The sequence below is a fragment of the Rhizobacter sp. P2_G4 genome, assembly GCF_056403575.1.
Genome location: NZ_JBFUFG010000001.1, coordinates 271298 through 296953 on the forward strand (window position 1 = coordinate 271298; position 25656 = coordinate 296953).

24 protein-coding genes are annotated in these 25656 nt (G+C 65.4%); 7 read left to right on the forward strand and 17 right to left on the reverse strand.

Annotated features, from left to right (window positions below; translation table 11 throughout):
- Nucleotides 1-38: 38 nt before the first annotated feature.
- Complete coding sequence (locus AC1DYS_RS01350) at nt 39-749, reverse strand: YebC/PmpR family DNA-binding transcriptional regulator (RefSeq protein ID WP_477895297.1); 711 nt, start codon at nt 747-749, stop codon at nt 39-41.
- A 141-nt stretch (nt 750-890) separates the two neighbouring features.
- Nucleotides 891-1643 (reverse strand): SDR family oxidoreductase, encoded by a 753-nt coding sequence (locus tag AC1DYS_RS01355; RefSeq protein ID WP_477895299.1) that lies wholly within the window; start codon nt 1641-1643, stop codon nt 891-893.
- Between the two features lie 299 nt (nt 1644-1942).
- Here AC1DYS_RS01355 and AC1DYS_RS01360 point away from each other — a divergent pair, with 299 nt between their 5' ends.
- The 4 genes from AC1DYS_RS01360 to AC1DYS_RS01375 are packed head-to-tail and all read left to right on the forward strand — an operon-like array spanning nt 1943 to nt 3765.
- A complete protein-coding gene (locus tag AC1DYS_RS01360) occupies nt 1943-2428 on the forward strand; it encodes a helix-turn-helix transcriptional regulator (RefSeq protein ID WP_477895301.1) in 486 nt (161 codons plus the stop codon).
- Nucleotides 2425-2838, forward strand: coding sequence for a VOC family protein (locus AC1DYS_RS01365; protein ID WP_477895303.1), 414 nt, complete (start codon nt 2425-2427; stop codon nt 2836-2838). Before AC1DYS_RS01360 ends, AC1DYS_RS01365 begins: the two co-directional genes overlap by 4 nt.
- A gap of 25 nt (nt 2839-2863) precedes the next feature.
- Nucleotides 2864-3259, forward strand: coding sequence for a DUF1801 domain-containing protein (locus AC1DYS_RS01370; RefSeq protein ID WP_477895305.1), 396 nt, complete (start codon nt 2864-2866; stop codon nt 3257-3259).
- Nucleotides 3260-3279: 20 nt separating this feature from the next.
- Nucleotides 3280-3765, forward strand: coding sequence for a DUF1801 domain-containing protein (locus AC1DYS_RS01375; protein WP_477895307.1), 486 nt, complete (start codon nt 3280-3282; stop codon nt 3763-3765).
- A gap of 313 nt (nt 3766-4078) precedes the next feature.
- Here the strand turns inward: AC1DYS_RS01375 and AC1DYS_RS01380 are convergent, their stop codons facing one another.
- The 14 genes from AC1DYS_RS01380 to AC1DYS_RS01445 all read right to left on the reverse strand — a co-directional run bounded on the left by AC1DYS_RS01380 (nt 4079) and on the right by AC1DYS_RS01445 (nt 21693).
- Nucleotides 4079-5839, reverse strand: coding sequence for an IlvD/Edd family dehydratase (locus tag AC1DYS_RS01380; protein ID WP_477895309.1), 1761 nt, complete (start codon nt 5837-5839; stop codon nt 4079-4081).
- 27 nt (nt 5840-5866) lie between these two features.
- The gene (locus tag AC1DYS_RS01385) at nt 5867-6517 is read right to left on the reverse strand and encodes a 2-dehydro-3-deoxy-6-phosphogalactonate aldolase (protein ID WP_477895311.1); all 651 of its coding nucleotides are present in this window, start codon (nt 6515-6517) and stop codon (nt 5867-5869) included.
- A gap of 11 nt (nt 6518-6528) precedes the next feature.
- Entirely contained in the window at nt 6529-7446 is a 918-nt protein-coding gene (locus AC1DYS_RS01390; RefSeq protein WP_477895313.1) for a 2-dehydro-3-deoxygalactonokinase, read from the reverse strand.
- A 68-nt stretch (nt 7447-7514) separates the two neighbouring features.
- Nucleotides 7515-8753 (reverse strand): maltoporin, encoded by a 1239-nt coding sequence (locus AC1DYS_RS01395; protein ID WP_477895315.1) that lies wholly within the window; start codon nt 8751-8753, stop codon nt 7515-7517.
- Nucleotides 8754-8832: 79 nt separating this feature from the next.
- Complete coding sequence (locus AC1DYS_RS01400; RefSeq protein ID WP_477895317.1) at nt 8833-9765, reverse strand: dihydrodipicolinate synthase family protein; 933 nt, start codon at nt 9763-9765, stop codon at nt 8833-8835.
- 9 nt (nt 9766-9774) lie between these two features.
- Nucleotides 9775-11511 (reverse strand): IlvD/Edd family dehydratase, encoded by a 1737-nt coding sequence (locus tag AC1DYS_RS01405; RefSeq protein ID WP_477895319.1) that lies wholly within the window; start codon nt 11509-11511, stop codon nt 9775-9777.
- A 10-nt stretch (nt 11512-11521) separates the two neighbouring features.
- On the reverse strand, nt 11522-12559 hold the full coding sequence (gene yjfF, locus AC1DYS_RS01410) for a galactofuranose ABC transporter, permease protein YjfF (protein ID WP_477895321.1): 1038 nt from the start codon (nt 12557-12559) through the stop codon (nt 11522-11524).
- Nucleotides 12556-13605 (reverse strand): ABC transporter permease, encoded by a 1050-nt coding sequence (locus tag AC1DYS_RS01415; protein WP_477895323.1) that lies wholly within the window; start codon nt 13603-13605, stop codon nt 12556-12558. Before AC1DYS_RS01415 ends, yjfF begins: the two co-directional genes overlap by 4 nt.
- A complete protein-coding gene (locus tag AC1DYS_RS01420) occupies nt 13592-15112 on the reverse strand; it encodes a sugar ABC transporter ATP-binding protein (protein WP_477895325.1) in 1521 nt (506 codons plus the stop codon). Before AC1DYS_RS01420 ends, AC1DYS_RS01415 begins: the two co-directional genes overlap by 14 nt.
- On the reverse strand, nt 15112-16248 hold the full coding sequence (mmsB, locus tag AC1DYS_RS01425) for a multiple monosaccharide ABC transporter permease (protein ID WP_477897233.1): 1137 nt from the start codon (nt 16246-16248) through the stop codon (nt 15112-15114). The genes AC1DYS_RS01420 and mmsB overlap by 1 nt, the downstream gene beginning before the upstream one ends.
- Before the next feature lie 97 nt (nt 16249-16345).
- Complete coding sequence (gene mmsA / locus AC1DYS_RS01430) at nt 16346-17908, reverse strand: multiple monosaccharide ABC transporter ATP-binding protein (protein WP_477895327.1); 1563 nt, start codon at nt 17906-17908, stop codon at nt 16346-16348.
- A gap of 141 nt (nt 17909-18049) precedes the next feature.
- Nucleotides 18050-19120 (reverse strand): multiple monosaccharide ABC transporter substrate-binding protein, encoded by a 1071-nt coding sequence (gene chvE, locus AC1DYS_RS01435; protein WP_047491950.1) that lies wholly within the window; start codon nt 19118-19120, stop codon nt 18050-18052.
- A 95-nt stretch (nt 19121-19215) separates the two neighbouring features.
- The gene (locus AC1DYS_RS01440; protein WP_047491953.1) at nt 19216-20172 is read right to left on the reverse strand and encodes an ABC transporter substrate-binding protein; all 957 of its coding nucleotides are present in this window, start codon (nt 20170-20172) and stop codon (nt 19216-19218) included.
- A gap of 72 nt (nt 20173-20244) precedes the next feature.
- Complete coding sequence (locus AC1DYS_RS01445) at nt 20245-21693, reverse strand: aldehyde dehydrogenase family protein (RefSeq protein ID WP_047491956.1); 1449 nt, start codon at nt 21691-21693, stop codon at nt 20245-20247.
- Nucleotides 21694-21807: 114 nt separating this feature from the next.
- On the opposite strand from AC1DYS_RS01445, the gene AC1DYS_RS01450 reads away from it, so the two are divergent.
- Entirely contained in the window at nt 21808-22770 is a 963-nt protein-coding gene (locus tag AC1DYS_RS01450) for a LysR substrate-binding domain-containing protein (RefSeq protein WP_477895330.1), read from the forward strand.
- A gap of 144 nt (nt 22771-22914) precedes the next feature.
- On the opposite strand, the gene AC1DYS_RS01455 is transcribed toward AC1DYS_RS01450, so the two are convergent.
- Nucleotides 22915-23709 carry an SDR family NAD(P)-dependent oxidoreductase gene (locus AC1DYS_RS01455; protein ID WP_477895332.1) on the reverse strand — a complete coding sequence of 265 codons (795 nt, stop codon included), beginning with the start codon at nt 23707-23709 and terminating at the stop codon, nt 22915-22917.
- Between the two features lie 115 nt (nt 23710-23824).
- On the opposite strand from AC1DYS_RS01455, the gene AC1DYS_RS01460 reads away from it, so the two are divergent.
- Together AC1DYS_RS01460 and AC1DYS_RS01465 are read left to right on the forward strand one after the other, a co-directional pair.
- Nucleotides 23825-24724: an SMP-30/gluconolactonase/LRE family protein gene (locus AC1DYS_RS01460; protein ID WP_477895334.1), complete on the forward strand. Its 900-nt coding sequence runs from the start codon at nt 23825-23827 to the stop codon at nt 24722-24724.
- Nucleotides 24725-24746: 22 nt separating this feature from the next.
- The gene (locus AC1DYS_RS01465) at nt 24747-25655 is read left to right on the forward strand and encodes an aldose 1-epimerase (protein ID WP_477895336.1); all 909 of its coding nucleotides are present in this window, start codon (nt 24747-24749) and stop codon (nt 25653-25655) included.
- Nucleotide 25656 lies beyond the last annotated feature (1 nt).

The following is a 25656-nucleotide window of genomic DNA, read 5'->3' on the forward strand; positions in this document are numbered from 1 at the left end:
GAGAGAGATTCCAGGTTCACGATTGCCGCTCACACCCTCTAGCCTTGCAGGCCGGCGAACACGTTCTGCACGTCTTCGTTCGCATCCAGCGCCGCGAGAAAGGATTCCACCTCTTCCAGCTGCTCGGCACTCAGGCTCGCGGGGTTGACGGGGTTCTTGGGTTTGTAGCCCAGCTTGGCAGACAGCACGTTGAAGCCCTGCGCCTGCAGCGCGCGGCTCACCAGGTCGAGGTCGGTGGCATCGGTGATGAACATCGTGGCGCCGTCCTCCGCGGGCTCGAAGTCTTGCGCACCCGCTTCGATGGCGGCCACTTCGGGGTCGGCACCTGCCGGGGCGGGCTCGGCCTCGATCATGCCGACGTGGTCGAAGTCCCAGGCCACCGAGCCCGAGGTGCCGAGCTGGCCCTTGCGGAACAGCACCCGCATTTCAGAGGCCGCCCGGTTCACGTTGTCGGTCAGGCACTCGACCATCACCGGCACGCGGTGCGGTGCGAAGCCTTCGTACAGCGCGTGCTCGAAATGGACCGCCTCACCGGTGAGGCCAGCGCCTTTCTTGATCGCGCGCTCAAGCGTGTCTTTCGGCATCGACACCTTGCGCGCCTGCTCGACGACCAGGCGCAGCCGCGAGTTGGCTGCCGGGTCAGCGCCATGGCGTGCGGCGATCATGATGTCCTTCGACAGCTTGCCGAACAGCCTGCCTTTGGCATTGGCCGCCACGTCCTTGTGCTTTGCTTTCCACTGCGCGCCCATCGCGATGTCCCCTTCGGTTTTCGTCTATTTCGGTGTCCCCCACCGCCTTGGCGTGATGCCGGCGATTGGGCCTGCCCGTGCTTGGGCACCTGCAGAGGGGGCGGATTTTAGGCGCGCGAGGGTGGCTTGCTGGCAGGCTCGTCAGTAGGTCGCGCGCCCGCCCGAGAGGTCGAACACCGCGCCGGTCGTGAACGAGTTTTCTGCCGACACCAACCACGCGACCATCGACGCGATTTCTTCAACAGTGACGAAGCGGCCGCGCGGGATCTTCGCGAGCATGTAGTCGATGTGCTGCTGGGACATCTGGTCGAAGATCTTCGTCTTCGCGGCGGCGGGCGTGATGGCGTTGACGGCCACATCGTGCCCTGCGACTTCCTTGCCCAGGCTCTTGGTCAGTGCGATCACGCCGGCCTTCGAGGCGCTGTAGGCGGCGGCATTCGGATTGCCTTCCTTTCCGGCGATCGACGCGACGTTCACGATGCGCCCGTAGTTACGAGCCACCATGCCGCCGATCACGGCGCGGTTGACGTTGAAGGTGCCGGTGAGGTTCACGCTGATCACCTTGTGCCACTCGTCGGGCGCGTAGCTCGCGACCGGCGCATTCGCCCCGGCGATGCCCGCGCTGTTGACGAGCACGCTGATGGGCCCGAGCGTGCGGCCGGTGGCCTCGGCCACCGCCTCGACCTGGGTCAGATCGGTGATGTCGACCTGGAAGGTCGCAACCTCGGAGCGCCCGCCGAGCGATGCCTTGGCCGACTGCAAGGCGTCGGCGCTCTGGTCCCACAGCGCGACCTTCGCGCCGCCGGCGAGCAGGCGCTGCACCACCGCGAAGCCGATGCCTTGCGCGCCACCCGTCACGACCGCCGTCTGGCCCTTGAAGTCATAGGTGTTCATCTGTCGAATCCCCTTGCGTTGGCCCACGAGAGTTGCCGATCAAGGATGGGCCGCGTCCCCGGATTTACCCTGCGATGTCCGGGTGCATTGCCGCGCGAACCGGCGCGTGGGCTGGCTGAGAATCGAGCCCTGCAGGAACCGTGATGCCGACATCCAAGACCACCCCGTCAGCGCCTTTGCCCGCGAAGGCGGCAGGCAGGAAACCGTCCCCTAAGGCCGCGCCCGCAGGCGGCCTGAGTGCCGACCTGGCAAGCCAGGACCCAGGCCTTTTGCGCCGACTACTGCGCGCCAAGGACCGGATGGATGCTGCCTCGCACGAAGACTGGCCCGTGCCTCGGCTGGCGAGCGTGAGCGACGTCTCCGAGGCCCACTTCGCGCGCTCGTTCAAGGAGGCCTTCGGCGTCCCGCCCCACCGGTACCTGCTCACGCGGCGCATCGAGCGGGCGAAGGCGCTGCTGCGCGACACGGACCTGCCCATCACCGACATCGCCTTCCAGACCGGCTGGGGCAGCCTGGGCACTTTCGGCCGCACCTTTCGCGACATCACCGGCGAGAGCCCGGGCGCCGTCCGCGCACGCGAGAGGGCTGCGGGCCATGAGCCCACCGAGGTGGCCCCTGTGCGAGCCGTGAAGGGCGCCGCTCGAAACCACACCAGCGAGCTGGGCCGCGTGCCGGCCTGCATCCTCAGCGCCGCCCATCGGCCCGACCTCACGACAGCAGTTTCGGAGAAGCGCCGCCAGGAGGCTGGCGATATAAACACGTCCGAACCAAAGGAGGTCCTATGAGTCAAGGTGTTGAAGTGGTGGGTGTGTACGTGCGAGACCAGGATGAAGCGCTCGCGTTCTATGTCGAGAAGCTGGGGTTCCGTGTCCACACGGACGTGGGCAATGGCGACTACCGCTGGCTCACGGTGCAGCACCCGGAGCAGCCCTCGTTCCAGCTCGGTCTGTTCACGCCCGGGCCGCCGGTGCTCGACGCGGCCACCGCGCAGGCGCTGCGCGCCATCGTGGCCAAGGGCGCGATGCCGCCGCTCGTGCTGACCGTGGACGACTGCCGGGCGGCCTACGATCGGCTGCTCACCCGCGGCGTGGAATTCACGCAGGAGCCAATAGACCGCTATGGCACGGTGGACGCGGGCTTTCGCGACCCCTCCGGCAACGGGTGGAAGATGATCCAGGCACGCCGCTCGGCTTGAACCCACTGATTGAAAGGCAGTTCAGATGAAGAACAGCACGATGACAACAGCCGAGTCTGCTTCTGACCTCATCGACAGAAGAATCGAGGAGCTGGGTGACTGGCGCGGCGAGATGCTGGCCCGCCTGCGCGCCATCATCAAGGAGGCCGACCCCGAGGTGGTCGAGGAGTGGAAGTGGAGCAACCCCGTCTGGTCGCACCACGGCTTGATCTGCACCGGCGAGACCTACAAGAAGGCCGTGAAGACGACCTTTGCCAAGGGGGCTGCGCTTGAGGACCCGTCCGGTCTCTTCAACTCCAGCCTCGACGGCAACGTCCGGCGCGCCATCGACTTCCATGAAGGCGACAAGCCGGACGCGAAGGCCCTGAAGGCGCTCATTCGAGCCGCCGTGGCCTTCAACAAATCTACGGCCCGCGGCTAGAGGCTACGGGGGCTGCGACGGTGGCAACTTCCAAAGCCCGCGCCACTCGCGCCGTCGTGCCGAGCACAGCGAAGGCCTCGCGCCCGAAGGCCCGCAAGCCCGCGGTGCTGCCCAAGTCCGATGGAGACGCCGGCGTGCAGGCTTACATCGCGAGCCTGGAGCCCTGGCAGGCGGCAGTCGCCCAGCGGGTCGACGCGCTGGTCGTGAAGCTGGTGCCCGGCGTTCGCAAGGCGGTGCGGTGGCACAGCCCGTTCTACGGCGTCGAGGGGCAAGGCTGGTTCCTCGCCATCGCGGCCTTCCAGCGCCACGTGAAGTTCAGCTTCTTCAAGGGGGCGTCGCTGACACCTGTTCCACCCGTCGGGCAGTTCAAGGATGTGCGCTCGCTGGATGTGCGCGAGTCGGACGAGCTCGACGAGGCGCAGTTCGCCCGCTGGATCGAACAGGCCGCCGCCATCCCCGGTTGGGACGGCGGATCACCCATGAGCTACGGTGGCGCCACGCTCTAAGGCGACGCTGAATAAATCCCTGCGAGGCGGGGCGCCTCGGTTTGGGATGGGCTGCAAGGCGCAAAGCGCAGCGATACCCGCAGGTATAGCGAGCATTTGCAACGCCGCAGACCACCCAAAACGAGGATGCGCCGTCTGCAAGGGACTTGTTCAGCGTTGCCCTAAATAAGACCCTGTGCGCGATGCTTTCGCGTGCGCACAGGGCCAAGGCCCGCTCTGATCAGGCGGGAATCGTTGAGAACGCCTTGCCGAGCCAGCACCGCTCCGCGTGGTGAGACTTGAACGAGGCGACGCAGTTCACGGCCGACGCGCTTCAGTGAGACTCGCGCGGCACCGCGTGCCCGCGGCAGCCGACGAGGAAGTCGAGGTCGGCACCCTTGTCGGCTTGCATCACGCGCTCCACGTACAAACCCTGGTAGCCGGTGCTCATCGCGACGGGCTCGGGCTTCCACTTCGCACGCCGCAGCGCAAGCTCGGCATCGGGCACGTCGAGGTGCAGGCGGCGGCCGGCCACGTCGACCTCGATCCAGTCGCCGTCCTGCACCAACGCCAACGGGCCGCCGGCAGCGGCTTCGGGCGCCACGTGCAGCAGCACGGTGCCGTAGGCGGTGCCGCTCATGCGCGCATCCGAGATGCGGACCATGTCGGTCACACCCTGGCGCAGCACCTTGGGCGGCAGGCCCATGTTGCCCACCTCGGCCATGCCGGGGTAGCCCTTGGGGCCGCAGTTCTTCAGCACCAGCACCGAGTTGGCGTCGACGTCGAGCGCCTCGTCGACGATGCGCTCCTTGTAATGCTCGATGTTCTCGAACACCACCGCGCGGCCGCGGTGCTGCATCAGCGCCGGCGTGGCGGCCGAGGGCTTGAGCACGCAGCCGAGCGGCGCGAGGTTGCCGCGCAGCACGGCAATGCCGCCGCTCTCGACGAGTGGCTTGTCGAGCGGGCGGATCACTTCGGCGTTGTGGTTGGGCGCGTTCTTCACGTTGTTCCACAGCGTGCTGCCGTTGGCGGTGAGAACGTCCTTGTTCAACAGGCCGGCGTCGCCGAGTGCGCGCAGTACGGTGGGGAGCCCACCGGCGTAGAAGAAGTCTTCCATCAGGAAGCGGCCAGAAGGCATCAGGTCGACCAGCGTCGGCACGTCGCGGCCCAGGGCATCCCAGTCGTCGAGGTTCAGGCTGGCGCCGGCATCAGCATGTACGCGGCCGGCAATCGCCATCAGGTGCAGCACGGCGTTGGTCGAGCCACCGATCGCGGCGTTGGTCCGCACGGCATTGACGAAGGCGTCGCGCACCAGCAGCTTGGACAGGCGCAGGTCTTCACGCACCATGTCGACGATGCGCCGGCCCGACATCTGCGCGAACGCATAGCGCCGCGAGTCGACCGCGGGAATGGCCGCATTGCCGGGCAGCGTGACGCCCAGGGCCTCGACCATCGAGGCCATGGTCGAGGCCGTGCCCATGGTCATGCAGTGGCCGGCCGAGCGCGACATGCAGCTCTCGGCCTGCATGAAATCGTCCATGCTCATCTCGCCGGCGTTGACCTTCTCGGAGAAGAGCCACACATGCGTGCCCGAGCCGATGCGCTCGCCCTTGTAGTTGCCGTTGAGCATCGGCCCGCCCGAGACCATGAGCGTCGGCAGGTCGCAGCTGGCCGCGCCCATCAGCAGCGCAGGCGTGGTCTTGTCGCATCCGGCGAGCAGCACCACGCCGTCGATCGGGTTGGCGCGGATGGATTCCTCGACGTCCATGCTCGCGAGGTTGCGGAACAACATGGCGGTAGGCCGCAGGTTGGTCTCGCCCAACGACATCACCGGGAACTCGTAGGCCACACCCCCCGCTTCAAGCACCCCGCGCTTCACGCGCTCGGCGATGTCTCGGAAATGCGCGTTGCAGGGCGTGAGTTCGCTCCAGGTGTTGCAGATGCCGATGACAGGGCGGCCGTCGAAGGCGTCGTCGGGCAGGCCCTGGTTCTTCATCCAGCTGCGGTGGATGAAGGCGTCGCGGTCGGTGCCGGCGAACCAGGATTCAGAGCGCAGCCTGCGCCGCCCGGGTTTGGAGGGGGTGTCAGCGGACATGATGAACTCGCTACGGTCAGAGGGCGTTCAGGGTGGTGAGACGGGCTGACCGCCGCAGGCGGCCCAGGTCTCGACGAAGCGTTCTGCGTGCATGCCGACTTGCGCCGGTGAATCCCCGGGGCGGTAGAGCGCCGAGCCGAGGCCGAAGCCAGCCACGCCCGCTTCCAGGTAGGCCCGCATGCTTTGCGGCTGGATACCGCCGACGGGGTACAGGCGCGTCTCGGCAGGCAGCACGGCGCGCCAGGCCTTGAGGATCGGTGGCGCGATGGCTTCGGCAGGGAATATCTTCAGGCCGTCTGCACCCGCCGCGAGCGCGGCAAAGGCTTCGGTGGGCGTGGCCACGCCTGGCAGGCACACGAGGCCGGCCGCCTTGGCCGCGCGGATGACGGCCACGTCGGCATGCGGCATCACTATCAGCTTGCCGCCGGCTTCCCTCACCTGGCGCACCTGTGCTTCGGTCATCACCGTGCCGGCACCGACCAGGGCCCGCGCGCCGACATGGCGCGCCAGGGCCTGGATGCTTTGCAGCGGCGACGGGGAATTCAGCGGTACCTCGATCAGCGTGAAGCCGTGTGCCATCAGCGCGTCGGCCACGCCGATCACCTCGTCGGGCTTCACGCCACGCAGGATGGCAATCAGCGGCAGGTGCTTCGCGAGATCGGTGTTCGTCAGATCCATGTCGGCTCCTTTCAGATGAGCAACTCGGCCTGCAGCGCAATGCGCATCAGGCCGCGTGCAGCAATGCTTCCGTCGGCCACGCGTACCTCGAGGCCGGCGGACTCGAGCAGCGAGCGATACACATTCTTCAGCGCAGGGCTCGCGACGAGGTCAACCCGCCGCGCCGCGCCGGCGTCGGGCCCTGCTTCACGCTTCAACGCCGCGAGCGCATCGCCCAACTCCGTTCCGAGAAGCAGGCCTGACAGATAGCCGCGCTGTTGGTTCGGAGGAAGCTCGCCGCTGAGCCACAGCGCTCGCATGGCGAACATCTTCTCCAGCAGACCCCCGGGCGCGCGTGCCTGTGCGAGACCGCGAGCAAACCCATCCGGGTCAATCTGTTCGCCAGCCATCGACCGTCCGAGCAGACTGTGTTTGCCCAGCAGATCGAACAACTCGCCTGTCATGAACGTGCGAAACCAGGTGATGCGCCCAGCCTTGCGCCAGACCCACTTGCTGTGCGTGCCGGGCAACACGACCAACCTGCCATCGAGCTCACCTTCGAGCCCGACGAGTTGTGTCTCTTCGCCACGCATCACATCGGGCGTTGCACCCGTGCGCCTGACTCCAGGAACGATGAGGCAGCGGCAATCGAAGGGCACTTCGATCAGCCCAGCGGCCAATTCGTCCGCGCCCGATGGCATCGTCGCGTATGGCGCTTCAACCCAGCCTTGCTTGCTGCCGACCATGCCACTCATCAGCACCACGCTGTCGCCGCGCACCCAGGGGCTTACGGCGGCGCGCAGAACGTCGGCAAATCCACCGGGTGCGACCTTCAGCAGACCTTGGTCGCTGCTGTGTTCGCCGATCACCGTTCCGCTCGAATCGAAACACCAGGCACGCAGGCTGCTGGTTCCCCAATCAACAGCGATCAAACGCGAAAGATCGAGCATCTCGGGGCTTGGTGATGGTGAAAGAGGCCGGGCCAAGCGGCCCGGCGTACTTTGCGTCGACAGTCAGGTCAGAACCAGATTTCCGCTTGGGCACCGAAGCTGGTGCCCTTGGTCTTGCCGTTGGCCAGACCGGTCAGGCCGTTCGGGCCGGCGGCGGCATTGGCAGCGTCGTTCCACTTGGCGGTGGTGACGTACAGGCGCAGCTCCGGGCGGTTCCAGAAGCCCGGGCCGGCCGACAGCGTCGGTGCGAAGGTGAACTTGGTCAGCTTCTGCGTGCCCGAACCGTCAGGCTTCTTCTGCATGTAGCCCAGCTCGCTCACCAGCTTGAAGTTGTTCGTCAGCGCGTACGACGCACGGCCACCGATCGAGGCTTCGTTGAACTTCGTCGTGCCGGCCACATCGTCCTTGTCGTGTTGGCCGTACAGCGCCACCGCCTGGCCCCCGAAGGCGCCCAGCTGCCACGTCAGGCTTTCCACCAGGCGCCACTTCTTCACGCTGCTCGGTGCCGTCATGGTGCCGAAGTTGCCGTCCAGACCAGCCGARCCCTGGGCRAACTGCAGCCACAGGGTGTTGCCGCTGCCGGTGCCGAGTGCGGCGATGTCGACCGTGTGCTGCAGGCTCAGACCGAAGCCGCTGGTGCCCTTGCCATCGGTTGCGTTGTCATAGCGGCCCTGGGTGTAGGTGCCGGTCACGCGCAGAGCGCCCATGCCGACCGGGATCTCCTGCACGTCGACGTTCAGGCGYGCGCCGGGGTTGGTCGACTTGCCGTTGCCACCGTCGCCGAAGCCCGAACCGGTGTCGCTGGTGAAGGCGGCCACGCCGAGCTTGGCRCCRCCGCCCAGCTCGATCTGGTCTGCACCRGCGCCCACGCCGTCCATGCGCACGAAGAAGGTGTCGAGGATGTGMACGTCTTTACGACCGTAGAAGCGCTTGCCGATCCAGAAGTTGGTGCCGGGGGCGATGTCGAAGCCCTTGCCTTCGACGTACATCTGCTCGAACGAGGACGCCGAGCCACCGATGTCGGTGCCGTTGTTGTACTCGTTGAACATGACCTTGGCTTTCCAGGACACGCCTTCGGACGTGCCGGTCTGGGCCAGCCCGAACTCACCATAGAGGTCGCACTCGTTGCCCAGGCGGTAGTGACCACCGGAGATCCCGAGGTCGTAGCAGGCACGCGCGGAGTTCTTGGACGTCAGCCCAGGGCCAGTGCGGAAGTAACCGTCGAAGTCGACGGCATAGGCCTGCGACGCGACCATGGAGGCGGCGAGCGCCAGTGCGTGCGGCGCGAGTTGGCGGATGGTTTTCATGGTTCAGTCTCCGGTTTGGTTTCTTGGTTTCAGTTGAGATTGAAAGAGGCCGGGGGCGCCTCTTCCACAGGGGGAACGCTTATCGGATCTGGGGACTCCAGCGCAGCACCAGCGGGTCGAGCCTTCTTGCGGTCTCGATCAGGCCGGCACGCGTATCGGGGTGCATGGCAGGCAGCGGGTGGCGCGGCGCTTCGCACGCGATCACACCGCCTTCTTTCATCAGCGACTTGGCAGCCAGCAGGCCGGCCTGGCGGTTTTCGTAGTTGATGAGCGGCAGCCACTTCTGGTAGAGCGAGTACGCGGTCTCGCGGTCGCCGTTGCGGTGCGCTTCGATGATGGGGCGGATGCCATCCATGTAGGCGCCGCCGGTCATCGAGCCGGTGGCACCGGCGTCGAGGTCGGGCAGCAGCGTGATGGCTTCTTCGCCATCCCACGGGCCTTCGATCGCGTCGCCGCCGAGGCGGATCAACTCGCGCAGCTTCGAGGCCGCACCGGCCGTCTCGATCTTGAAGTACGACACGTGCTCGATCTCCTTCGCCATGCGGGCGAGGAACGCTGCCGACAGCGGCGTGCCGGCAGCCGGTGCGTCCTGGATCATGATGGGGATGCCCACCGCGTCCGACAGACGTGCATAGAACTCGTGGATCTGCGGCTCGCCGACACGGAAGGTGGCGCCGTGGTACGGCGGCATCACCATCAGCATCGCGGCGCCCATGGCCTGCGCGCGGCGGCTGCGCTCGATGCAGACCTTGGTACTGAAGTGCGTGGTCGTCACGATCACCGGCACACGGCCGGCCACGTGCTCGAGGATGGTCTTGGTCAGCAGCTCGCGCTCGTCGTCGGCAAGCAGGAACTGCTCGGAGAAGTTGGCGAGGATGCAGACGCCGTCGGAGCCGGCGTCGATCATGAAATCGATGCAGCGCTTCTGGCTGACGAGGTCGAGTTCACCCGACTCGGTGAACGTGGTGGGTGCGACGGGGAAGATGCCGCGGTATCTTGGTGCTGTGCTCATGATGGATATTCAGTGAGAGTGGCGCGGCACGGCATCGCCGCGGCAGCCGACGAGGAAGTCGAAATCGCAGCCTTCATCGGCCTGCAGCACGTGGTCGACGTAGAGGCGCTGGTAGCCGCCGGTCATGCTCGCGACCGGCGCCTTGAAGGTGGACAGGCGCTCGGCCAGTTCGGCGTCGCTGATGTCCAGGTGCAGTCGGCCGGCGAAGGCGTCGAGTTCGATCCAGTCGCCGTCGCGCACTGCTGCCAGCGGGCCGCCATCGGCCGCCTCGGGCGCGACGTGCAGCACCACGGTGCCGTAGGCGGTGCCGCTCATGCGAGCGTCGGAGATGCGCACCATGTCGGTCACGCCCTGCTTCAGCAGTTTGGGCGGCAGGCCCATGTTGCCCACCTCGGCCATGCCGGGGTAGCCCTTGGGACCGCAGTTCTTCATCACCAGCACCGAGTTCGCGTCGACTTCCAGCGTCTCGTCGACGATGCGTTTCTTGTAGTGGTCGAAGTCCTCGAACACCACGGCGCGGCCGCGGTGCTTCAGCAGCTCGGGCGTGGCGGCGGAGGGCTTCAGCACCGCGCCGCGCGGCGAGAGGTTGCCACGCAGGATGCACATGCCGCCATCGGCCATCAGTGGCTTGTCGAGCGGGCGGATTACCTCGTCGTTGAAGTTCGGCGCCTCGCGCACGTTGTCCCAGATCGATTGGCCATTGACGGTCAGCGCATCGGGGTGCGGCAGCAGGTTGTTTTCGCCCAGGCGGCGGATCACCGCAGGCAGGCCACCAGCGTAGTAGAACTCTTCCATCAGGAAGCGGCCCGAGGGCTGCAGGTCGACGATGGTCGGCGTGCCGCGGCCGATGCGTGTCCAGTCTTCAAGCTCCAGCGGCACGCCCAGGCGACCGGCGATGGCCTTCAAATGGATCACCGCGTTGGTCGAGCCGCCAATGGCCGCGTTGACGCGGATCGCGTTCTCGAAGGCCTGGCGGGTGAGGATCTTCGACAGCGTGAGGCCTTCGCGTGCCATCTCGACGGCGCGCATGCCCGACATCTGCGCCAGCACGTATCGGCGGGCGTCGACGGCCGGAATGGCCGCGTTGTGCGGCAGCGAGGTGCCGAGCGCCTCGGCCATGCAGGCCATGGTCGAGGCCGTGCCCATGGTGTTGCAGGTGCCGGCCGAGCGTGACATGCCGGCCTCGGCCGACAGGAACTGGTGCAGGTTGATGTCGCCTGCTTTCATCGCCTCATGCAGGCGCCAGACGGCGGTGCCCGAGCCGATGTCCTTGCCTTCGAGCTTGCCGTTCAACATCGGCCCGCCAGTGACGACGATGGCGGGCACGTCGCAGCTGGCCGCGCCCATCAGCAGCGCAGGCGTGGTCTTGTCGCAACCGGTGAGCAGCACCACCGCATCGATCGGGTTGCCGCGGATCGCCTCTTCGACGTCCATGCTCGCGAGGTTGCGCGTCAGCATCGCGGTCGGGCGCAGGTTCGATTCGCCGTTGCTGAACACCGGGAACTCGACCGGGAAGCCGCCTGCCTCGGAGATGCCGCGCTTCACATGCTCGGCAATCTTGCGGAAGTGCGCGTTGCAGGGCGTGAGCTCGCTCCAGGTGTTGCAGATGCCGATGATCGGGCGGCCGTCGAACTCGTGGTCGGGGATGCCCTGGTTCTTCATCCAGCTTCGGTACATGAAGCCGTTCTTGTCGGCCGTGCCGAACCATTCGGCAGAGCGCAGTTTTTTCTTGGTGTCGGTGGTCATGGAATTGTCTTCAGGAAGGCTTGGCGGTGCGCGCTGCGAACACCCGTTGCAGCAGGCAGAACACGAACAGCAGGGCGCCGACGACGATGCGCGTCCACCAGGAGCTGAGCGTGCCGTCGAAGGAGATGAGCGTCTGGATGATCCCGAGCATCAGCACGCCGAAGAGCGTGCCGAACACGTAGCCCACGCCGCCGGTGAGCAGCGTGCCGCCGATCACGACGGCGGCGATGGCATCGAGCTCCAGGCCCACCGCGTGCAGGCCGTAGCCCGAGAGCATGTAGAAAGTGAACACGACGCCGGCCAGTGCCGAGCAGAAGCCCGACAGCGTGTACACGCCGATGAGCGTGCCGCGCACCGGCAGGCCCATCAGCACGGCCGAATGCTCGCTGCCGCCCACCGCATACACCGCGCGGCCGAAGGGCGTGCAGTGCGCAATGAAGATGGCGGCCAGCAGCACGGCGATGGCGATCAGCGCGCCGATCGAGATCGAGGCGGTCTCTTCACCGAACGCCCACACCGGAATGCGTGCCTGCGAGATGGCCGAGTACACCGGATTGGTGATGTCGATCGAGTCGATGCTGATGAGGTAGCACAGCCCGCGAGCCATGAACATGCCGGCCAGCGTGACGATGAAGGGCTGCAGCCGGAAGCGCTCGATCAGGAAGCCTTGCAACGCGCCGAAGGCGGTGCCCATCGCGAGCACCAAAGGCAGCACCGCGAACGGGTTCCAGCCGTGGCGCTGCACCAGCGATGCCGAGACCATGGTCGTCAACGCGATCACCGAGCCGACCGAGAGGTCGATGCCGCCGGCCAGGATCACGAAGGTCATGCCGACCGCGCAGATGATCAGGAAGGCGTTGTCGATGAACAGGTTCAGGAACACCTGCGGCGCGAAGAAGCCGGTGTAGAACACCGAGCCCAGCGTGGCCATCACCACGAAGAGCGAGATCGTCGCGGTGAGGGGCAGATACTTCTGCTGAATCCGCATCGCGGATGGCACAGCGGCAGGCTTGCTGGCCTGGACGGTGGGCGACACGACGGCGTTCATGCCCGCACCTCGCCGCGCGCAGGCTTTTGCACCAGCGAGCGGATGCTGTCGCGGAACTCGGCCGACTGCATCAGCATCACCGCGAACACCACCACGGCCTTGACCACCAGATTGATCTCGGGCGGCACGCCCAGCGAATAGATGGCATAGGTGAGTGTCTGGATGATCAGCGCGCCAAGCATGCTGCCGACGAGGCTGAACTTGCCGCCGGTGAGCAGGGTGCCCCCAAGCGTGACGGCGAGGATGGCGTCGAGCTCGATCAACTGTCCGGCGTTGTTGCCGTCGGCGCTCTTCACGTTGGAGCTGATCAAGAGACCTGCCACGCCGGCGCAAGCGCCGCAGAAGGCGTAGACACCGACGATGATGGCGCGCGCCTTGACACCTGCGACGCGCGAAGCCTCCGGGTTGATGCCCACCGACTGGATGAACAGGCCCAGCGCACTGCGCGTGATCGCCAGGTACAGCGCGATGAACACTGCCGCCACGATGAACAGCGAGAACGGCAGGCCGAACAGGTAGCCGCTGCCGAGGAAGAAGTACGGTCCGTAGTAGATCGTGATGATCTGCCCGTTGGTGATGAGCTGCGCAATGCCGCGCCCCGCCACCATCAGGATCAGCGTGGCGATGATGGGCTGCATGCCCACCCGGGCGACCAGCATGCCGTTCCACAGCCCGCACAGCGCTGCCACTGCAACTGCCGCGAAGAGGGCCAGCGGCATCGGGAAGCGCGTGACGTGCGTCGCAACGCCATCGACGACGACCAGCGCACCGCCGATCATCCAGGCCGCGAGCGCGGCGGCGATGGCGACCACGGCGCCGACCGAGATGTCGATGCCGCGCGTGGCGATCACGAGCGTCATGCCGAGGGACACCAGCATCAGCGGTGCCGCGCGGTTGAGGATGTCGATCAGGCTGCCGTACAGGTGACCGTCGCGCCATTCGATGTGCAGGAAGCCGGGGTTGAACGCCGCGTTGATGGCGAGCAGCACGAACAGCGTGATCACCGGCCACGCCAGGCGGTGCTTCATCAAATCACGCATGCTCATGCTCCGCCGCGATCAATTCATAGACAGCCGCTTCGCTGCTGCCGCCTGGCAGCTCGCCAACCTTGCGGCGATCGCGCAGCACGGCAATGCGGTTGGACACGCGTACCACCTCGCTCATTTCCGACGAGATGAACAGCACCGCCATGCCGGCCTTCGCGAGCCGCAGGATCTCGTCCATGATTTCCTGCTTGGCGGCCACGTCGATGCCGCGCGTGGGTTCGTCGAGGATCAGCAGGCGCGGGTCCGTGGCGAGCCAGCGGGCGATCATTGCCTTCTGCTGGTTGCCGCCCGAGAGCAGTCCGATCGGCATTTCGACATTGGTGCACTTGATGCCCAGTGCCTTCACGAATTTTTCGGCCAGCGCCGTCTGCTCGGCGTGCGACATGAAACGGCGCACGCCCTGGCGGGCCTGCAGCGCGAGCGCAATGTTCTCGCGCACTGACAGCTCGCCGACGATGCCGTCCGTCTTGCGCTCTTCGGGGCACAGCGCCAAGCCGTGATCGACCGCATCGGCCGGATTGGTGAGGCGCACGTTCTTGCCATCGATGCGGAGCGTGCCGCTGTCCGGCGCCTCCAGGCCGAACAGCAGGCGGGCCAGCTCCGTGCGGCCCGCGCCCAGCAGGCCGGCGAGCCCCAGCACTTCACCGGCTCTGAGGTTCAGGTCGATCGGGTGCAGGCGGCCGGCCTGGCCCAGGCCTTCGGTCTGAAGGAAGACCGGCGTGTTCGCATCGGCCTCGGCCATCGGGGCCGCAGTACCGGCAGTGGCGGCAAACTCGCGGCCCAGCATCGCCGAGATCAGCGCTTGCGGGCCCAGCTCGGCCGCCGGCCACTCGCCGACCCACTGGCCGTTGCGCAGCACGGTGATGCGGTCGGACACCGCATACACCTGGTTCAGGAAGTGCGTGATGAAAAGGATCGCCATGCCCTCGCTGCGCAAGCGGCGCAGCACGGCGAAGAGCTTCTGCACTTCGTCTTCATCCAGGCTCGAGGTCGGCTCGTCGAGGATCAGCACCTTGCTCTCGACACCCAGGGCGCGGGCGATGGCCACAAGCTGCTGAACTGCCACAGAGCAGCTGCCGAGCAGTTGCGTCACGTCGATGTCGAGCCCAATGCGTGCCAGCAGCTCACGGGCGCGCCGGTGCACTTCTGCCCAGTCGATGCGAAAACCTTGCAGCGCGCCACAGCGCGGGTAGCGGCCGGCGAACACGTTCTCTGCCACCGAGAGGTTGGGGCAGAGGTTCACTTCCTGGTAGACGGTGCTGATGCCGAGCTTTTGCGCGTCCAGCGGCGAGCGCGGACGAATCGCTGCGCCGGCCAGGCGCATGTCGCCGCGGCTCGATTCGAGAACGCCGGTCAGCACCTTGATCAGCGTCGACTTGCCTGCCCCGTTCTGCCCCATCAGCGCATGGATCTCGCCGGGGAACAGGCGCAATTGCACGTCGCGCAGCGCGCTGACGCCAGCGAACTGCTTGTCGATGCCCGACAACTCGAGGATCGGCGAGGTCATCACTTGTTCTTGTTGTAGACGTCGACGAACACGGCCGCCAGCAGCACCAGGCCCTTGATGACCTGCTGGTAGTCGATGCCGATGCCGAGGATCGACATGCCGTTGTTCATCACGCCCATGATGAAAGCGCCGATCACCGCGCCCATCACCTTGCCGACACCGCCCGAAGCCGATGCGCCGCCGATGAAGCAGGCAGCAATCACGTCGAGCTCAAAGCCCAGACCGGCCTTCGGGGTGGCGGTGTTCAACCGCGCGGCGAACACCAGGCCGGCCAGTGCCGACAGCGCGCCCATGTTGACGAAGGTCAGGAAGGACAGGCGCTGCGTCTTGATGCCCGACAGGCGTGCCGCTTTCTCGTTGCCGCCCAGTGCATAGATGCGGCGGCCGACGGTGGTGCGCGTGGTGATGAAGTCGTAGGCCACGATCAGCACGGCCATCACGATCAACACATTGGGCAGGCCCTTGTAGGTGGACATCAACCAGCTGAAGGCGAGGATGATCAAGGCGAACGCACCGTTCTTCAGCATGAAGAAGAGGTAGGGCTCGGTGACCATGTCGTGCTTGGCCAAATTGGCCCGCCCGCGCACCTTGAAGAACACCAGCAGCACGGCGGCCGCGACGCCGATCAACAGCGAGGTGGTGCGCAGGGTCTCACCTTCCAGCGGGTCGGCGATGAAGCCGGAGCTGAGCTTCTGGAAGAGCTCAGGGAACGGCCCGACCGACTGGCCTGCGAGCAGTGCCAGCGCCAGGCCCTTGAACACCAGCATGCCCGCCAGCGTGACGATGAACGACGGGATGCGTGCGAAGGCGACGAACCAACCCTGCGCTGCGCCGATGGCTGCGCCGACGGCGATGCACACCAGCGATGCGCTCGCGAAATTCCAGTCGTACTGCACCATCAGCACCGCGGCCACCGCGCCGATGAAACCGCTCACCGAGCCGACCGAGAGGTCGATGTGGCCGGCCACGATCACCAGCAGCATGCCCAGCGCCATGATCACGATGTAGCTGTTCTGCAGCACCAGGTTCGTGAGGTTGAGCGGGCGCAGCAGCGTGCCGTCGGTCAGGTACTGGAACAGCCCCATGATCGCGACGAGCGAGATCAACATCCCGTACTCGCGCAGGTTGTTCTTCATGAAGCCCGTGTACGAGGTGGGCGCGGCGGGCGCGTTGGCGGCCGCGGGCGTGGCCGACGCGGGTGTGGGGGGAACGAGCGGCGTTGCCGCCACTTTGTCACTCTGCATGAACGGAGCCTCCGGATTTGACAATGGCATGCATGATTCGCTCTTGCGAGGCTTCAGCAGCGGTGAACTCGGCGACGAAGCGGCCTTCGTTCATCACGTAGATGCGGTCGCACATGCCGAGCAGCTCGGGCAGCTCGCTGGAGATCATCAGCACGCCCTTGCCCTCGCTGGCAAGCTTGTCGATGATGGTGTAGATCTCGAACTTGGCGCCGACATCGATGCCGCGCGTGGGTTCGTCGAGGATCAGCAATTCGGGTTGGGTGAACAGCCACTTGCTGAGCACCACCTTCTGCTGGTTGCCGCCGGACAGGTTGACCACGGTCTGGTCAACGCCCGAGCAGCGGATGTTGAGTGCGCGGCGGTAGTCGGTCGCGACCTTGTGCTCCAGGCCTTCGTCGACCACCGAGCGGTTGGCCACGGCCTCGAGGTTGGCCAGGCTGATGTTCTTCTTGATGTTCTCTTCGAGCACCAGGCCGAAGCCCTTGCGGTCTTCGGTGACGTAGGCAATGCCGTGGTCGATGGCCTTGCGCACGGTGCTCACGTCGACCGGCTTGCCGTGCATGGACACGCTGCCGCTGATGCGCTGGCCGTAGGTTTTGCCGAACACGCTCATCGCGAACTCGGTGCGGCCCGCGCCCATCAGGCCGGCGATGCCGACGATCTCGCCACGCTTCACGTGCAGGCTCACGCCCTTGATCTGCTCGCGATCGGCATGCAGCGCGTGGAACACGCGCCAGTCGCGTACCTCGAACACCGTCTCGCCGATGTTGGGCGAGCGCGGAGGGTAGCGGTGCGCCATGTCGCGCCCGACCATGCCGCGCACGATGCGGTCTTCGCTCACCGGCTCGCTGATGCTGCAGGCGATGGTTTCCACGGTGCTGCCGTCGCGCAGCACCGTGATCGAGTCGGCCACCTTGGCGATCTCGTTGAGCTTGTGGGAGATGAGGATCGACGACACGCCCTGCGCCTTCAAGCCGCGCAGCAGCTCGAGCAGCGCGTCGCTGTCGCTTTCGTTCAGGCTGGCGGTGGGCTCGTCGAGGATCAGCAGCTTGACCTGCTTCGACAGCGCCTTGGCGATCTCCACCATCTGCTGCTTGCCCACGCCGAGGTGGGTCACCAGCGTGGTGGGCGATTCCTTCAGTCCGACCTTGGCCAGCAGCTCGCGCGTCTTCGCGTAGGCCGCAAACCAGTCGATCACGCCGCCGCTTGCGATCTCGTTGCCGAGGAAGATGTTCTCGGCGATCGAGAGCAGAGGCACCAGCGCCAGCTCCTGGTGAATGATGATGATGCCCAGCGCTTCGCTGTCGGCAATGCCCTTGAAGCGGCGAACCTCGCCTTCGAAGCGGATCTCGCCCGCACTTTCTTCGGCGGAGTACACGCCGCTCAATACCTTCATCAGCGTGGATTTGCCCGCGCCGTTCTCGCCCACCAGTGCATGGATCTCGCCCATGCGCACCGTGAGGTTCACGTTGTCCAGGGCCTTCACGCCATGGAAATCCTTGCTGATGCCGCGCATCTCGAGGATGGCAGGTGCCTTGTCTTGTTCAGTCATGAACTGCTGCTCTCAAGGAAACGAAGGACCGTTCCCGAGTCTTCTTGACCCCTCGAGGCCAAGCGCAAAAAAAGCGACGGGCCTGGGGGTACTCAGTAGCCAGACACGCGCAGGCCGAAACCGGCCCACGCGTGCCAAGGATCACTTGATCTGCGACTCTTTGTAGTAGCCGCCTTCGACCAGCACCTTCTGCCAGTTGTTGATGTCCACGCTGACCGGCTTCAACAGGTACGAAGGCACAACCTTCACGCCGTTGTTGTAGGTCTTGGTGTCGTTCACTTCCGGCTTCTTGTTGCTCAGCATCGCGTCGACCATGGCGACCGTCACCTTGGCGAGTTCACGCGTGTCCTTGAACACGGTGGAGGTCTGTTCCTTCTTCAGGATCGACTTGACCGACTGCACTTCGGCGTCTTGCCCGGTGACCACAGGCATCGGCGACTTCGGCGTGCCGTAGCCCACACCCTTCAGCGACGAGATGATGCCGATCGACAGGCCGTCATACGGCGACAACACAGCGTCGACGTGGGCGTTGGTGTAGTAGGCCGACAGCAGGTTGTCCATGCGAGCCTGGGCAACAGCACCGTCCCAGCGCAGCGTGGAAACCTTGTCCATGCCGAGCTGCTTGCTGCGAACCACCAGCTTGCCGCTGTCGATGTACGGCTTCAGCACCGACATGGCGCCGTTGTAGAAGAAGAAGGCGTTGTTGTCGTCCGGCGAGCCGCCGAAGAGTTCGATGTTGAACGGACCCTTGCCAGACTTCAGGCCGAGGGCTTGCTCGATGTAGCTGGCCTGCAGCACGCCGACCTGGAAGTTGTCGAACGTGGCGTAGTAGTCGACGTTCTTCGAGCCCTTGATCAGGCGGTCATAGGCGATGACCTTCACGCCCTTGTCGGCAGCCTTTTGCAGCACGTCGGACAGCGTGGTGCCGTCGATTGCTGCAATCACCAGGACCTTCGCGCCCTTGGTGACCATGTTCTCGATCTGTGCGAGCTGGTTCGGGATGTCGTCGTCAGCGTACTGGAGGTCGGTCTTGTAGCCCTTTTCCTTGAAGTACTTGACCATGTTGTTGCCGTCATCGATCCAGCGGGCCGACGACTTGGTCGGCATAGAGATGGCGACGGGGCCCTTGTCCTGCGCGTGGGCGGTCGTGGCCACGCCAGTGATGGCGACGGCTGCAACAGCGAGCAGGGACTTGAGGAAAGTGCGTTTCATGAGAAATGTCTCCAGGTTTCGTTGATCGAGCAATCGGCCCCGATGCGGTTAGCACGGGGCCGATGCTCCTATTCGAACTCAGGTAATGAGCCGAATCAATATTTCCGCTTCGGAAATTCCTTCGCAGCCACTTCCATCGGGAAAATACCCTCTTCGGTGACGATGCGCTTGGCCAGCGGCTTGCCTGCCTTCAGGTCCTTCACGGCGCTCATCAGCTGCGGGCCGAGCAGCGGGCTGCACTCCACGCTGACGTTCAGCTTGCCGGCCATCATGGCTTCGAAGGCGCCCTTCACGGCGTCGATCGAGATGATCACGATGTCTTTCGCGGGCTTCATGCCGGCTTCTTCGATCGCCTGGATGGCGCCGATGGCCATGTCATCGTTGTGCGCGAACAGCACGTTGATCTTCTTGCCCTCGGCCTTCAGGAAGGCTTCCATCACTTCCTTGCCCTTGGCGCGGGTGAAGTCACCGGTCTGCGAGCGGATGATCTTGAACTTCGGGTCGGCCTTGATGATTTCCTCGAAGCCCTTCTTGCGATCGATCGCCGGTGCCGAGCCCACGGTGCCTTGCAGCTCGACGATGTTCACGTCGCCGGTGGCACCCTTCATCTTGTCGACCAGCCAGCGGCCAGCCTTGCGGCCTTCTTCGACGAAGTCCGAGCCCATGAACGACACGTAGAGCGAGTCGTCTTTCACGTTCACCGAGCGGTCGGTCAGCACCACCGGGATCTTGGCGGCCTTGGCTTCCATCAGCACGGTTTCCCAGCCCGATTCGACAACCGGCGAGAAGGCGATCACGTCGACCTTTTGCGCGATGTACGAGCGGATGGCCTTGATCTGGTTTTCCTGCTTCTGCTGCGCGTCGGAGAACTTCAGTTCGATGCCGGCTTCCTTGGCCGCTGACTTGATGGACTCGGTGTTGGCGGTGCGCCATTCGCTTTCGGCTCCGACCTGGGCAAAGCCCAACACGATCTTCTTCTGCGCCAGGGCGCTCAGCGGCAACACTCCCAGCAAAGCCGCGGTGGCCAGCAGGGATCTTCTGTTCGAGGTCATGCGTTTGTCTCCTGTTATTGATCGAAAAAGTGCGCGGGGTGCGCCGAACGGAAATCGCGGCAACGCCGCGGATCAAGCCATCGTGTAGGCCGTCTTCACGGTGGTGTAGAACTCTGCGGCATAGCGGCCCTGCTCGCGCGGACCGTGGCTGGAACCCTTGCGCCCGCCGAAAGGCACGTGGAAGTCCACGCCGGCCGTCGGCAGGTTGACCATCACCATGCCGACCTGCGCGTGGCGCTTGAAGTGCGTCGCGTGCTTGAGCGAGGTGGTGCAGATGCCAGCGCACAGGCCGAAGGGAGTGTCGTTGGCGAGCGCCAAGGCGTGCTCGTAGTCGTCGGCGCGCAACACGCAGGCCACCGGGCCGAAGACTTCTTCGCGTGCGATGCGGTGCTCGGGCTTCGCGAGGAAGAGCGCCGGGTTCATGTAATAGCCGGGGGTCGGGCGCTCCAGGCGCTCGCCGCCCCACACGTGCTCGGCACCTTCGCCGCGGGCGATCTCTATATAAGAAAGGTCTTGGTCGAGCTGGTTGCGGTCGACGACCGGCCCGATGTCGATGCCACGCTCCATCGCGTGGCCGACCTTGAGTGCCGACAGGCGTTGGCGCAGGCGGGAGACGAAGGCGTCGTGGATCGATGCTTCGACGATCAGCCGGCTCGACGCCGTGCAGCGCTGGCCGGTCGAGAAATACGAGCCGTTCACCGCGCACTCGACGGCCTGGTCGAGATCGGCATCGGCCAGCACGACGAGCGGGTTCTTGCCGCCCATCTCGAGCTGCACCTTGGCGCGCCGTGCGGCGGTGGATTGAAGGATGCGTTCGCCGGTGGGCACCGAGCCGGTGAAGCTGAGCGCGTCGACCAGCGGGCTGTCGACCAGGGTCTGGCCCACTTCGCGGCCGCTGCCCATCACCAGGTTGAACGTACCGGCCGGCAGGCTCGCGCGGCTGATGATTTCGGCCAGTGCCCAGCCGCAGGCCGGCACCAGCTCGGCGGGCTTGAAGATCACGCTATTGCCATAAGCCAACGCGGGGGCGATCTTCCAGGCGGGAATCGCGAGCGGGAAGTTCCACGGGGCAATCAGCCCGACCACGCCGACCGGTTCGCGGGTGATCTCGACACCCACACCCGGGCGCACGGAAGGAACCGATTCGCCACCGCCGCGCAAGGCCTCGCCGGCGAAGAACTTGAAGATGTTGCCGGCACGGGCTGCTTCGCCCACGGCTTCGGGCAGGGTCTTGCCTTCTTCGCGCGCCAGCAGGGAGCCGAGCTCGTCCTTGCGAGCGAGGATTTCGCTGCCGATCTGGTCCAAGGCGTCGGCACGGCGCTGCGGCGTGCTCACGCTCCAGGCGCCGAAGGCCTCGGCGGCTGCACGGATGGCGAGTTCGGTCTGGTTGCGGTCAGCGCGCTCGTAGGTAGCGACCACTTCACGGGTGTCCGACGGGTTTTCGCTGTTGCCGGTGGTGACGCCGGTTTCCCAGCGTCCATTGATGTAGTGCCGAGCTGTGAGGGGAACGTTGCCCTGCATTTGAAGAACCGCCCTGAGTGTCTGAAGAGGCCGCAAGTCTAAAAACAAAACGAATATCAATCCAATCAGAATTTAGACACAATTGATATCACTAGCCGAATTCTGGAAAACCCGATGACGCATTACAGCCACTGGTTCATTCGCGCCCGACTCAAGACGCGGCAGCTCCTCTTGCTGGTGGCCCTGGCCGAAGAAGGCAACTTGCACCGCGCCGCCCAGGTGCTCAACATGACCCAGCCGGCCGCTTCCAAGCTGCTGAAGGACTTGGAAGACGTGCTCGAAGTCTCGCTTTTCGACCGGCTGCCGCGCGGCATGCAGCCCACCTGGTATGGCGAAACCATGATCCGCCATGCCCGCGTGGCACTCGCCAGCCTGAACCAGGCGCACGACGAGCTCACCGCTCTGAAGGCCGGCCGGTTTGGCCAAGTCAGCGTGGGAGCAATCACTTCGACCGGGTTGATGCTGCTGCCGCCGGCGGTGGCGCTGGTCAAGCAGGAGCAGCCCACGCTGCGGGTGGCCATCGAGATCGAGACCAGCGACGTGCTGATGGAGCGCATGGCGCAGGGCAAGCTCGACATCCTGGTCGCGCGGCTGTTCGAGCAGCACGACAAGTCTCAGCTTCGCTACGAGCGGCTGTCTTCCGAGCCGGTGTGCGCGGTGGCGCGGCCCGGTCACCCGATGCTCGGTGTGGCCGGCCTGACGCTGCGCGATGTGGTGGCCGCGAGCTGGATCGTGCCGCCGGCCGGCAGTGTGTTGCGGCATCGCTTCGAGCTGATGTTCCAGGAAGAAGGCCTCGCGCCGCCGATCAACGTCGTCGAAACCTCAGCCCTGCTTTTCATGACCCGCATGTTGCAGCAGAGCGACATGCTCGCCGTCATCGGCTCCGACGTGGCCCGCTACTACGCCGCCCACGGCATCGTGTCGCTCGTCCCGATCGACATGCCCTGCCACATGGACGATTTCGGCATCATCACCCGCACCGACCGCCTGCTGTCGCCCGCGGTCAAGGTCATGATGAAGGCGCTCAAAACATCAAGCCAATCCATCTACGGCCGCAAGTTCGACGTAGAAGTGTGAGTCTTCAGTCGCTCCAAGAGTGCCGGTGCCATCCCGGCAAAGCGAGCGAAGCGACGCGCACAGAGCAACGCCGAAGCCCGGGTCTCCCGGGCCTAAGGTGGCGCCCCTTGGGGGCAGGAGCGCAGCGACTGGGGGGCCGTTTCCTTATGCCCACCCGGCGTCGACCTTGAATTCCTGCGCCGTGCACATGGCGCCGTCATCCGATGCCAGAAACAGCACCATGCGGGCAACATCGCCTGGCTGCAGCTTGTCCGGCAGGCACTGCGCACGAGCCAACTCGCGTTCGCTCTCGGCGTTGAGCCACAGGCGGACTTGCCGCTCCGTCATCACCCAGCCGGGTGACACGACGTTGATGCGAATGCGGTCCTGGCCCAGGCTCACCGCCAAGCCACGGGTGAGGCCGTTGACCGACGACTTCGCCATGGCGTAGCAGGGGTAGCCGCTGCCCTTGGTCTGCCAGCCGGTCGAGCCGAGGTTGATGACCGAGCCGAAGCCGAGGCGCTTCATGCCTGGTACCACGGCCTGGATTGCGAACAGCGCCGGCCTTTCGTTGATGGCCATGCGCTGGTCGTAGTACTCGGGCGTGATGGACTCGAGCGTGTGCCGGTCATCACTGGCAACGTTGTTGACCAGCACGGCAAAGTCACCGAGTTCGGCGGCAGCATCGGCGATGGCCGTCTGCAGCGCCGCGATGTCGCGCACGTCGCACGCCCGCCACCACGGTTTCGGCAAGCCGCGCTCAGCCAACTGCTGCGACAGTTCTTGGGCCTCTGCCGCTGCCACGTCGATGAAGGCCACGCGTGCGCCTTGCTCGGCAAAAGCGGTGACCATGGCGGCGCCGATGCCGGTGGCGCCGCCGGTCACGAAGACCGCACGGTCCTTGAGGCTCGGGTAGGTGGCAAGCGTGTTTGTCTCGGGTGTTGGCGTTTTGCTCATCATTGCTAAATCTGTATGGATCAATAGGAAGATTCGTGATTTCCTTTATCAATATGCACAGATACCATCCGCTGCGTCAAGGGCCCACGCGTGGCTTCAGCATGGAGACAGACAAGCAGTGAACACCACTTACGAAGTTGGCACGCCGCGGTGCGTGTGGCCGGCAGGCGCCACCTTGGGCGAGGGCACGCTTTGGTCATCACGCGAGCAATCGCTGTACTGGGTCGACATCCTCGGCCGGCAGCTTTACCGCTACCGCCCAGCCGATGAGCGGCGCGACAGCTGGTCCTTCGATGAAGAAATCTCGGCACTCTCTGAACAGGTTTCTGAACCCGGCTTGATCGTGACGATGCGGCGCGGCTTTGCCCGCTTAGACCCGAACGGTGCCGGCGCTGTGCACTATCTCCATCGGCCGCCCGAAGAGCCCGCAGGCAACCGCTTCAACGATGGCAAGTGCGACGCCGCCGGCCGCTTCTGGGGCGGCACGATGGACTTCGATTGCGTCGCGCCCACCGGCATGCTGTACGCCTACAGCGCCGACGGCACCTGCGTGCGGCACGAACTCGGTTTCGCCGTGACCAACGGCCCGACGTGGACGGCCGACGGTCGCACGATCTTCGTCAACGACACGGTGCAGGGCCGGGTGAATGCCTGGGACTTCGACCCCAAGACCGCTGCCTTGTCGAACCGCCGCCTGTGGCTGCAGTTTGCCGAGGGCGACGGCTTTCCCGATGGCATGACCACCGATGCTGCCGGCCGGTTGTGGATCGCACACTGGGGTGCCGCCTGCGTGACCTGCCATGACCCGCTGACAGCCGCGGAACTCGCCCGCGTCGCGCTGCCCACCAGCCACATCACCAACGTGATGTTCGGTGGGCCGCAATTGCAAACGCTGTATGTCACCAGCGCGCGCTTCGGCCTGTCGCCCGAGCAGCTGCAGGCCGAGCCGCTGGCGGGCGGCCTGTTTGCCCTCGAGACGAACATCACCGGCGTTTCGGCCCACCGCTTTGGTGCCTGAAAAGCGCCTGAAAAGAACGCACTTGCAAGACAGCCCGCACCCGATCACCTGGTTGCAACACGCTGGCCAACGGCTAGGCCTCGTGCCCTCATTCGGCGGCGGCGTGGCCGCATGGCAGATCGACGACCCGTCAGGCCCCATTGACCTGTGGCGGCCGTGGGACGGCCAGTCGCTCATCATTTCGTCGCTGGCTTCATTCGCGATGCTGCCGTGGTCGAACCGCGTGAGCCAGGGCGGCTTCGCGCACGAAGGCCGCTTCCACGCGCTGAAGCCCAACCGCGCCGGCATGCCTTATCCGATCCACGGCGATGGCTGGCGGCAGGCTTGGCAGCTGTCGCAGCCGGCCGCCGACACGCTGGTGATGACGCTGACGTCGCGCCGCTTCGATGGCAACCCGCACGAGTACACGGCGACGCAGACCTTCCGCCTGGTCGAAGGCGGGCTCGACCAGCGCGTCGAGGTGCAGCACCTGGGCGACGAGTCGTTGCCCTACGGCCTGGGCGTGCACCCATGGTTTCCACGAACGCCGCAGACGCGCGTCACCGCGCCGGTCAAGGGCGTCTGGCTGTGTGGTGCGGACATGATCCCGACAGAGCACACGCATGACTTTCCCGCCGGCTGGAACCTCAGCGAAGGAGCCGAAGCCAACGGCAGCCTGATCGACAACGGCTACACCGGCTGGAGCGGCACGGCGTGCATCGACTGGCCCGAACACAAGCGGCGCGTCACGCTCGCGATGCCGGAGTTCTCAGCAGACGTTGAAAACTTTTGCCTCGTCTACCGCCCGCTGCAGGGCCCGGCCTTCTGCTTCGAGCCGATCACGCAGCCGATCGATGCCTTTCACCTGCCCGGCCAACCCGGGCTGCGCACCTTGAAGACAGGCGAGCGCTTGTCGATGGCCATGCAATGGCGGTTCGAATCAACGAGGTGAG